General features: G+C 44.5%; 6 protein-coding genes and 1 pseudogene. 1 reads left to right on the forward strand and 6 read right to left on the reverse strand.

Annotated elements, in window-relative coordinates:
* Window position 1: 1 nt before the first annotated feature.
* Genes OC193_RS18090 through OC193_RS18115 form a run of 6 tightly spaced genes read right to left on the reverse strand, consistent with a single transcriptional unit; the run spans window position 2 to window position 9,062 of the window.
* A complete protein-coding gene (locus OC193_RS18090) occupies window positions 2–2,140 on the reverse strand; it encodes an ATP-binding cassette domain-containing protein (RefSeq protein ID WP_048663482.1) in 2,139 nt (712 codons plus the stop codon).
* On the reverse strand, window positions 2,137–3,723 hold the full coding sequence (locus OC193_RS18095; RefSeq protein ID WP_048663483.1) for an ABC transporter transmembrane domain-containing protein: 1,587 nt from the start codon (window positions 3,721–3,723) through the stop codon (window positions 2,137–2,139). The genes OC193_RS18090 and OC193_RS18095 overlap by 4 nt, the downstream gene beginning before the upstream one ends.
* Complete coding sequence (locus tag OC193_RS18100) at window positions 3,713–5,137, reverse strand: TolC family protein (RefSeq protein ID WP_048663484.1); 1,425 nt, start codon at window positions 5,135–5,137, stop codon at window positions 3,713–3,715. The genes OC193_RS18095 and OC193_RS18100 overlap by 11 nt, the downstream gene beginning before the upstream one ends.
* A complete protein-coding gene (locus OC193_RS18105) occupies window positions 5,112–7,343 on the reverse strand; it encodes an ATP-binding response regulator (protein WP_048663485.1) in 2,232 nt (743 codons plus the stop codon). Before OC193_RS18105 ends, OC193_RS18100 begins: the two co-directional genes overlap by 26 nt.
* Before the next feature lie 3 nt (window positions 7,344–7,346).
* Window positions 7,347–8,696, reverse strand: a complete 1,350-nt coding sequence (locus tag OC193_RS18110; protein ID WP_048663486.1) for an HlyD family type I secretion periplasmic adaptor subunit — start codon at window positions 8,694–8,696, stop codon at window positions 7,347–7,349.
* A 3-nt stretch (window positions 8,697–8,699) separates the two neighbouring features.
* Complete coding sequence (locus OC193_RS18115) at window positions 8,700–9,062, reverse strand: hypothetical protein (RefSeq protein ID WP_048663487.1); 363 nt, start codon at window positions 9,060–9,062, stop codon at window positions 8,700–8,702.
* Window positions 9,063–9,259: 197 nt separating this feature from the next.
* On the opposite strand from OC193_RS18115, the pseudogene OC193_RS26150 reads away from it, so the two are divergent.
* Window positions 9,260–10,738: pseudogene (locus tag OC193_RS26150) on the forward strand (cadherin-like domain-containing protein); the annotation flags it as partial.

Genomic DNA, 10,738 nt, shown 5'->3' on the forward strand with positions numbered 1-10,738 from the left:
TTTAACTTAAACTGTTTAAGTATTTGTCTGTTAAGCCAAAATATTTAAGATTCCCGTCAGGCTCTAGAACCAAACTCATGTTAGAAGTGGCGATCAAACCAGGATCATTAGTTGAAAAAATGACTGTTTTATTCAGCAGCTTATCGCTGAACAGGCGGTTAAAATACTGCGCGTTTTCATTTTCAGCCCCGTTGAACGGTTCATCAATGATTATAAGAGATTGTTCACAGTTACCTAAACCAAGCGCCAAACGCAGCTTTTGTTGAATGCCATTGGGAAGACCTTTGCATTTATCGACACTCAATTGAGTCGCCAAGCCTTCTGGTAGCCATTCGTCTAGTTCAAAGAAGCTCACCATCTCCTGCATTTTCTCTGTTGGAATCAACCCATTGTGCAAAATGAAGTTGGTCTCTAAAGAGCCTTCGAAAATGTGCAGATTGAAAGGGATGTAATTGATCGATGTGCGATAGCGATAGCTGTTGAATTGCTTAATGTTATAGCCATCGACAGACACGGCACCCTGATAACGATCTTCTAAGCCAGCAATGATTGAGATGAGTGTTGTTTTGCCACAACCAGTAGGGCCACAAATGACCACTTTTGCACTAGGAGGCACCTTGAAGCCAAGGTTGGTTAAGCCTGTTGCTGCTCCTGCATATCGGTGGCTGACACCACTGCCCACAATGCTGCCTTGAAATAAGCGAATCGGCGGGCTTTTCTCTAGAGTTAGCTTGTCGTCATTCATCGACATTAAATTGTTTATCTGTGCCGATGACGCCTTGATGGATTGGAACTTAGAAATTGAATTATAGATACCCATAATTGGGCCTAGCGCTTTCCAAACCAGAATAACGGTCGCGAGCATGGCACCCGCATCTGAAGTGCCTTCCATTACGCCGATGACGGCAGTCACGATACTGGCAGTACCAATCACCTGAATCAAACTACCACCCGCAGCTTGAATCTTACTGTTGGTTACAGCAACGTTCTCGGCATCACTGGTGCTTTGCATGTGCGAAGCGCTAAAGCGAGATTGAACCACACGCAGCAAAGGTAAACCTTGAATGGTTTTGATACCACGCAGGATTTCGTTCCACTGGTAAGAGACCATTGCATTAGCGCGCGAGCTTTTGGATGTGGCTTGTGAATAGATATAGCGCGAGTACACACAGAACACCAACATCAAGATCAAGCCGCCCATTACCACAAGCGCAGCTGTACCAGACATCAGAGCGATCGCAATAATGAACACAATCACAAACGGCATATCAAAGTAGCTGAGGGTGGATTCTGCGGTCACTAAACGACGGAAGGTGTCGATATCTTTCAAACGAGCCAATTGAGACGAAACCCCAGCGGTTGATGTCATCGCGTAGGGTAACCAAAGCAGTTTCGATATTACGGCTTGCGATATGTGTACAGCGAGATCTTTACCGGAGGTCGCAATGATGTTGACCCGCATCTTCTTAAAGAAGTATTCCCAGAACCCCACAATGACGGCAAATAAGGTCAACCAATAGAGTGTGGCTTGAGAACTCGATGTGAGTGCGAAGTTATAGACACTCATGATGAAGAATGGCTGTAACGCACCTAAGATACTGATCACGAAGCTCAGGATGATCAGGCTTTTGAGTTCATTGTTGTAACGATAGAAAGCGTACTTTATCCAATTGCTTCTGTCTTGTGATTCTGGTGGTGGCTCACGGAACAAACGAGAGTATTCACTAATTGAAATAAGCAGACAGGGCTTTTTGCACATTGGATATTCAATGGTGTTGTTGTTCGTGTAATCAAACAGGATCAACTTTCCATCTTTGGTGCCTAAGAAGATCGCACTAAGGTTCTCTATCTCAATAAAGCATGGGTGAGGGTATTTATCGATATTTTCGAGTGTCTTTAGCTTGGTTACATCACAGCGATATCCAAGACGTTCTATAGTTGCAGTAAAACTGTCGCTGTCTTTTGGCTTAGGAATAAAAGCGTCACTGAGTATAGAAGGCGTCCCCTCCCATTCCAGTGCGATCAAGGTATAGGCTAAGCCGCGAATCAGCGGTGACTGACCGTAGCGCTCATCATAACCACTTGATTCAAAGTCCAACACACGCTGCGGAACATTGTTGAAGTCAACTAGGATACTCATTGGTCACCTCCCGTAAGCTTGACACGTTTGAGGCGGTGGTTGAGTTTGTCCATTTTATTGCTGGCGATGATTAAGATTTTGTCATTGGCACGATAGGCAGTACTGGTCAGTACGACGCGTGCAAATTCTTCATCAAAGACGCAGTCTATATCGTCGAATATCAACACACGCTTACTTGCGAGCAGGGCACGTACTAATAACAGTGCGTAACCAACTTGGCGTGAGAATGGATTGCGCATGTGACCTTTGAGTTCGGTATAGAAACCTGCTGGCAATCCATCAATTTGAGCCTTGATGTTCATGGTTTCACATAAGGCGAAAGCTGTGTTATTCAAGCTTGGGCGGAAACAGGTGAGGTTATCTATAATGGTTCCCTCCACGAACGAGCTTGTCTTATCGACCATCAATACACTGTTACGCCAAACGTTATAGTTAACATCATCCAACGGCGTGTCGTTAATTATGATATCGAGCTTGCTATCACTGTTTTGCCTTGTGATGCAATTGGCAAGATGGGTCTTACCTGAACCACTTTTCCCTGTCAGTAAATAAGCTTGGCCGAGTTCGAACTCGATGCGCTGTTTTTCCGAATACTTAACAGAAATACGTTCTACCTCTGTTGTCTCGTGTTGGTGTTCAACAGAGGCTGCCAGTTCAAGAAGTTCGGCGATACGTTGTATGTGAAGCTTGTTCAATTCCCATCGGCTCGCGGTGCGCATCACTTGTTGGTAGGGCGCGAAGTAACGGTTGGTCAGCATGATGATCGCAGCCATGATGCCTTGGCTTGATTCCATGTTGATAACGGCGGTTGCTAGTACTACAACAACGCAAGCAATGGAAAGCTGTTGGATGAGCGCCAAGATCAAGCCGAAGTTCGATTCAATCTGTTCGTATTTGATGTTCTCCACTTCACGTTCTTCGACCATTTGTGTCATTAAGCTTTCTACGCGGTACTCCATGTTTCGGGCTTTGATATCCAGCGGGCTAGAGATGATCTCGATGATTTTAGAAGTGGTTAAACCTTCTATGTCTGACTTGTTTTGTAGGCTGCCAATCTTCTGTTTAGAAAGGCTCCAAGCGAAAATGGCTAAGATGAGCGAGGCAATCAGAAGCGTCACGCCAGCCCATATGTTGATAAGACCAATAATTAGGATGGTTATCACGCTGACAGCAAGGTTTATAAGGGCTCGAACCGATTCTCCGCCAAAGAAGGTTTTTAGTTCAGGAATGGTTGAGATTCGCTCTAAGTATTCGCCCGGTTCTAAACGGCGGAATTTAGAGATTTCAGCCAAACAGATGGATTGAAACACCTTGTTGGTTAAGTTGGTCTCAAACTGCCTCATGATGACGGAAGATATCTTCTCTTCCTGATTTTTCAGGTGGTAGTCGAGGAAGATAGAAATCAGGATAATCGCGAACAGCAAGAACAACGTATCTTGTGCTTGGTTGGGTAATACTCGGTCGAAAATGATCAGAATAGAGAAGGGCAGTACCAAGCCAAATAAAGTGGAAATTATCGTAGAGAAAGTTAGATAACATTTATCTGCCATATTGATCTTTTGAGAAAATTGCTCAGTTTGCATTGCGTCCTCCTGTTTTCAACGACTCCGTTGAGAGAAGGTGTTTAGGCACTAATTCTTGATTGTTTCGCCCTTCAATATCGCTCATCAATTGCATGATGCTTTCTATGGATTGAATCGAAAGCACGCCCTTAACTTGCTCAAGCTTGATGGTTTCGATGATGTAGTCGTATCGAGCACTTTCATAGTCTCTTAAGGCGCTGAACAGCTTACTTTCAGCAGCCAGCAAATCGGTGATGGTACGTGTGCCTAATTGGTAAGCCCTTTGGATCCCTTTGTAAGAGGCATAGTTAGCGCGAATGATGTTTTCGTAACTGCTGATGGACTGCGAGAAATCATTAATATTGAGCACCGCTGTATTCACGCTGTTACGCGTTGTGTAAAGGGAGTCTTGGTAAAGCAGCTCGGTACGCTCGATGGCGGTCGATGATTTTTGATATCCATAATAATCTGAGCCACCAGACAAGATCGGTAACGCGAGATTCAAACCAACACTGGTTGAGTTACTTTCGCCTGTCGCAGTGATGTCGGTTTTATCGTAGTTATTGGCGTCATCATGACGATAACTGGCTGAAAGCGATACGGTAGGTAAGAAGTTTGTACCGCTCTCTTTTAAGCTTCTCCGGCTTCTTTCGACGTTTTTCTTCGCCACTAACAAGTCGTTATTGAGCTTTAACGCCTGATCCATGATTGAGCGTTGTTCGCTTTCGTTGATCTCTTTTAATGGCACGCTTTCGTATATATCTTGCGACGGAGTGATAGGGTACTGAATCTGAATTGAGAGCCCGTTGAGAATGACGCGACGGTCTTTCTGCAAGGTTCTTAACCGATTCGAGACTCCTTCTTTCTGAGCGATAACTTCGTACAGTTCACTAGCGGCTGTGTTGCCTAACTCTACGTTTCGTCGCATCTGATGTTCACGCGTCTCAGACGATTTAAGCTCGACCTTGGTCGCTTTAATTTGTGCATTGTTTTTTAAATACTCAAAGTATTGAGAGCCGATTTCCGAAATAGTGCTTTGGATTTTATTTTCGTGTTTAATCTCTTCGATATTGAAGTCGAGCTTTGCCGTTCCGTATTTGAAAATGTCGCCTAGGTTGAATACCGATTGAGAAAGGGAAAGGCTGTAGCTGTTTGAGTTATAGCTTGAGGTCTCATCAGGCACACTCGATAACAAGGTTTCGTTTTCATTCCATGTGGTATCGGCAGCGCCGTTAAGCGAAGGAAGAAACTTAGAGCGGCTGATCCCAATGTTGTATTCGTTCTCTTCCACACCTTTATCACTGGCCCGAAGGGACAGGCTGTTTTGCAGGCCGAGTTCTACTGCCTCAAGCAGGGTCGTCGCCGATGCTGAAGGTGTCGTGCTGAATGCAAGCGCAGCTATAATGCTGCTAGTTAAGTTTCTGTACCGCCACATACTTGTTGATCACCTTAATGATTTGGTCGCTTTTGTAAGGTTTGCTGATCACGTAATCCATTCCGGCTTCAATACAAGCCTGGTGTTCGTTACTGCTGGTCAATGCGGTTGCACCTATGATGGTGCAGGGGTTTTTCTCGTTTTCTTGTTCAAACTGGCGAATGCGTTTAGTCGCTTCAATGCCGCCCATACCGGGCATGATGCAGTCCATGAAGATGATGTCAGAACGTTTATTCATGAAGTGCTCCACTGCGTCAGCCCCATCGCCAACCGTGTCTGGTTCATACTCTTGTTTGGTAAGAATTCGCTTAAGTAAGATCTGCTGAACTCGGTCATCCTCTACGATTAGGAATGAGCTGTTCTCCATTTGTTCTTCTGATGCTTCTGCTTCCATAATGGTGAGCAAGTTAGGAATAAACTCATAAGGAATCGCAGGGGAGTTGATGATCTTATCGACGAAGCTGTGACACTCTTGCGCATGCTGAGTGTTGGTTACCGATAACAGCAACTTGGTATTTGGGTGGTTCTTAAGTTGAGATTTCACTGTTTTACTCAGTGACGGTAACTTGTTGGGTTCAAAGGTATCGGTGAGCATAATCGCATCGTAATCACCAAAGGTCTTCGCCGCTGAAAATAACTCATTGGCAGTCCGAATCTCGGTGATGTCCAGCCCCAAATTACTGAGCATTTTCTTCATCACATCGATGCGAACTTGAGTGTTGGCGCACAGCAGTAAACGCTTGCCGTCGAAGCGAGTCTTTTCTGTGTGGAAATTTTTAGCCTTAAGGTCGAGCTCAATCTGAAAACGTTCCTGCGTACCCGATTGGAACCAGTGACTTTCGTAATACCCGTAATCTTTTAATACGCTTTTTGCTAAGTCGTCTGTGCTTGAGGTGTGGTCCTTGTGACTGCTCCAATGGAGTTTATTGAGCTTGGCTACAGAGACATCTAACGTTGAAAGGAAGTTTAGATTGATGGTAACTCGGGTATTTTCCATGTCTGAAGCCGCCCCAGATTCAATCGTCACAAATAGTTTCTTATTTGATTTGAGTTGAATGGCATTGGAAAGCTGCAGGAACAATATCCAGAACAAGCTGGTGGATTGCCCCTCTACGCGATTGGGCAAGTTGTCGGAAATAAAGCAGTCCAATTGGCTTTCATTGCGTTGTACTTTGGCGCTGATATGAATCATCAATTCAGATAACACGCTCAGTAGAGAAAATTCTTTCGACTTACTTTCCGTACCCTGTGAAATCAATCGGTTATAGTTTTCTGCTAACTCAGATAAGGTGCTACATGCTGAGGTAATATCCTTCGCCATCAATACGCCGTTTTCATCGGTTTCTTGAACCAGATATTGGACACCGCCGTTGATGGTGTTGGTGATACCGCGAATCTCATACCCGATCAGCGCATACAGCTGTTTGTAGAGATCGTTATTGCGTTTTTGGTCTTCTAATTTACTGAAGATCAGTTTGAGGTGAGAGTAGATCTGGCGTTGCTTCGGATTGATGCTCACTTCATTCAGAAGCTCTTCGAGTCTTTGCAAGTCGAGTTGTTTCAGCTCTTGATAGAGAGCATCGAACTCATAGTCGATTTCTCTCTCGTTAGAACTGGATTTCTTCAGTTTCAACATGGCAACTGAGTTCGAAAAAACGGCAATCACGGCCAGTATCACGACCACCATAAACAACCAGACAAAGAACTCGTTTTTCTCTGACATTAAGTCGCTCGCATGGTTGTTAAACATGGTGCGGTAGTTGTCGTCCATCTGCAGGTAGTTGTTCGTCAGCGATAGGTATAAGTCGAGTATGTCATTGCGTGTTTTAGCGCTGTCGGAAAAGCGATTGATAGCCAATTCAAGTTGGGTGTATTCAGTCGCACCAACCAAACTGAATTCGGTTTTGTTCAAAGAGGCCAAAGACCGAAATTCATCAATCTCACCCTTCAAAGTCGACAAGTTAAAGTCACTGGTACTGCAATTGTTGGCTTTTAAGCAGTGCTGCAGGGTTTGAATATCTTGTTCGATGGTCTGATTAAGCTTCTGAGCTTGTATGAGCAGTGGGGCACTTTGCACTTGAGCGACCGAATCTACTTTTGACCAAGAAAAGTATAAATAGAAAGCGAGAGCGGCCAGTACGACGCTAAACAAGATGCTGAGTCGCAAGGCGGGTACGGAAATGTTGTAAGAAGGTTTTCCGCTCATTGATTACCTCTCATCGAATGCATCTTCGATGGCAGACATCACTGGTTTCGCTGCGTATTCGATCACACGGCGTGAGCCTGTTTTCACGTCGGCAGTAAATTCCATATAAGGTGATAATTTGTATTGAGTGCCTCCTCGTTCAAGAAAGTTTCGATCAATCTCAATCTCTGCCAAATAGAATTCGGCATCTTCTTCTTCGTATGATGAACGGCTAATTGAGGCGATGGTTCCCTCAATAAATCCATATTTTGCGAAGTTATAAGTATCCATTTTTACTTTTACCGCCTGGCCAATTTCGACAAACCCCATGTCTTTACGCGGAATTTTCGCTTCACCGTGTAGGGAGTTATTGATTGGTGCAATATCAGCGATACTCTCGCCGGGTGGTATTACCGCAGAACGGAAGTTGAAGTGTAATTTGTCGACCACACCATCCACTGGTGAGTAGACTATGAGTCGGTCTACCTTGTCGGAGTGCTGTGGTTGTAAGATCCGTTTTAGTTTGAGGTCTTTATTGGCCTGAATGATTTGTGCTTGGTACTCAGAGTTGCGGTTCTCAACCAAATCTCGATGTTGTTTTTCGAGTTTGTCGAGCTGGAAACGTTCGTTCATGACTGACTCATCAAGGTTTTCAATCTCACGAACCATATTGGATTCTTGTACTTTCATATTTAGAACGTCTACATAGGACGCCATCTCTTCTTTATAAAGCGTATTTTTGATGTTGAGTTGTTTGCGAATGAGCGAGAGTTGGTTCTCTGAGCTTTTGCGACGCTTTAGCATTGATCCAATTAGAGAGTTTTTGTGTTTAATATCGTGAGTGATCAGCTCTTCGTTAGAGCGGTTCTTCGAGAACTCTTGCTGCCACGTATTCATGTTGACTTGAACTTGTTCTGGGTACTTTTCGATGTAAGAAGCAAAGTTTGGTTCGACCATGTCACGCAAGCTTTCATAACGGATTTTATCGAGTTCCAGCTGAATGATTTCGGTGTTCACTGTATCGAGTTGGGTGTTACGGTCGAGTGAGCGGATTCGAGCAATAGGTTGGCCTTCATACACAACTTCCCCTTTTCTCACTAACAGCTCTTCTAAAATACCGCCTTCTAGATGTTGAACTTTCTCAACATCAGACTCTAGTAACAGCTCGCCACGCACAGAAACGACAATGTCGATACGCGCTTGTGACGCTACGGCGATAGCCACCAAAGCAAGTAGAAAAATGATGAGTAACGTCTTGTGAACGCTAGTCATCGCACTTGCAAGCACGATGGTGTCATCTGCTGTGACCTTGGAAGCCTCGTTGTTAGAAACAAGCGCTTTTCTTAGGTGATGCTCTATTTGGTTATTGCTCATGACCTACCTCGATGACTCGTCATCTACAACTTCCTTAATATCCAACAAGTGATGGATTTGTCTATTGACGTTTTGTAGTTCAGTTTTTACATCCTCTAAAAGCGCTTCCGGCGCAGGGAATTCGTGTTTACTCAAATGTTCCAATTTGGCCATTTTGGGCGGTAGGTCTTGGTCACACAGCAAGGTTAAGATGGTCTTCAATTTTTTTGAGTAGTTGTTGAGTTCATCAAAACGATTACCCTTATGAAGCGTCTCTATGTTGATTGCTGCGTCTGAAAAGTCCTTATAAAAGTCGCCTAATAGCAATTGCAGCCCTTTGTGGTTGTTGTCGATTGAACGCAACAAATTCGTCATGTCTATCATCATTCCACTGCCTTAATTGCTTTAATCACAATAACTAAGGATCTTTAAAGGCAGTTTTCAATTTTTTTTTTGCTTCTTTTCACATCTTTATGCATAAAAAAGAAAATATGAAAAAAGTTGTATAAAAACTTGGTTTTTTAAAATGGTGTCCTTTAATGCCTCTAAATACGATCAGTTAGCTAGTAGCAACGGAGGCTGTAATGGCAGGCGAAAATAACCAAAACAACCAAAATGAAGATCTCAATGACGCGGTAGAACAGACGGACACGAACGACGCGGGTACACCCTCCCAACAGCAGAATCAACAAAATCAACAGAACACGATTGCGTCGACGGTAGCGACGGGTGCTGAAAATACCGACGCGGCAGACGAAGTGAACCAAGCGTTGGAAGACAATCCAAGTGGTGCTGGTAATTCAGAAGAAGCAGCGGCTTCTGGTGCTGCTGTTCAAGAAGAGACGCCAGAAAGCGATGGAGATTCAGATGCAGCTCAATCTAATGTAGTCGGTGGTGCGGCTTCGGAAGCTGGCTCGGATAATGCTGCTGGCAGTGGTGGCGGAGCAGGTGCTGGCGCTCAAGCCGTAGGTGGCGATAACGCAGAGGCTGCGACAGGTGGATCCGACGCTGAGGGTAATGAAGAACAAGGCCAAGCAGCACGTACCTCTGCAGCGCCGAGTTCTACATCTTCTGAATCGGATGAGCAACAAGTCGGTGATGACCTTGATTCACAGACAGTTGAAGAGACATTTGCCGTTGATGTTCAAGCTTCAGATGAAGAGACCATCAGTGAAGTAGAGGATGACTTTGATTCTGAGACAACAAGTGAAACGTTCAAAATCCAAGTGGAAAGTGAAAATGATGCGCCAGATGCTGAACAAGATCTGGCTTACATCATGGATGAAGATGGCTCCATAACATTTACTCAAGAACAATTACTCGAATACGCAAGTGATGTTGATGGTGATGAGCTTGTTGCTTCAAACGTTCAAGTCGGCGCAGATGCAATGGTTCAAGATAATGGTGACGGTACGTTTACAGTTGTACCTTCCGCTGACTTTAATGGCGAGCTAGACCTTACTTTTGATATCAGTGACGGCCAAGAAACCATAAGTAGCGCAATTGATTTAACGGTTCGTCCTATTAATGACGCACCTGTACCAGAAGATAAAACGTTTGAAATAGAAGAAGATGGCACACTTGTTTTCACGGATGTAGACCTATTAACAGGCGCGACAGATATTGAAGGTGACAACCTTTCTGTTGAAGGTGTTACCTACGATGGCGGTGACGGCATTCTTACTGATAACGGTGACGGCAGTTACACCTTTGCGCCAAACGAGAACTTCAACGGTGACGTCAACTTCAGCTTCGATGTATCAGACGGTACCGATACGGTAGCGGCAAACATCGATGTAAGCGTAACAGCAGTCGATGATGCGCCAGTATCAGGCGACCTTGCTTACTCAGTCGACGAAGACGGTTCGATTCGTCTAAGCCAAGAGCAACTGCTTTCTCAAGCTTCTGACGTGGAAGGCGATGATCTAACTGCTAGTGGCCTAACAGTTGGTGGCGATGCGACAGTTACTCAAAACGACGATGGCAGCTTTACCATCACACCAGATACGAACTTCAATGGTGATATTGATATCAGCTTCGATATCTCAGATGGTACTAACACG

Origin of the sequence: Vibrio crassostreae (assembly GCF_024347415.1) — a bacterium.
GTDB classification, from domain to species: domain Bacteria; phylum Pseudomonadota; class Gammaproteobacteria; order Enterobacterales; family Vibrionaceae; genus Vibrio; species Vibrio crassostreae.

What these genes read in the sequence shown, in the direction of transcription:
- OC193_RS18115 (WP_048663487.1), bottom strand. Translation starts at nt 9,062, where the DNA reads ATGATGATAGACATGACGAATTTGTTGCGTTCAATCGACAACAACCAC.
- OC193_RS18110 (WP_048663486.1), bottom strand. Translation starts at nt 8,696, where the DNA reads ATGAGCAATAACCAAATAGAGCATCACCTAAGAAAAGCGCTTGTTTCT.
- OC193_RS18100 (WP_048663484.1), bottom strand. Translation starts at nt 5,137, where the DNA reads ATGTGGCGGTACAGAAACTTAACTAGCAGCATTATAGCTGCGCTTGCA.
- OC193_RS18095 (WP_048663483.1), bottom strand. Translation starts at nt 3,723, where the DNA reads ATGCAAACTGAGCAATTTTCTCAAAAGATCAATATGGCAGATAAATGT.
- OC193_RS18090 (WP_048663482.1), bottom strand. Translation starts at nt 2,140, where the DNA reads ATGAGTATCCTAGTTGACTTCAACAATGTTCCGCAGCGTGTGTTGGAC.
- OC193_RS18105 (WP_048663485.1), bottom strand. Translation starts at nt 7,343, where the DNA reads ATGAGCGGAAAACCTTCTTACAACATTTCCGTACCCGCCTTGCGACTC.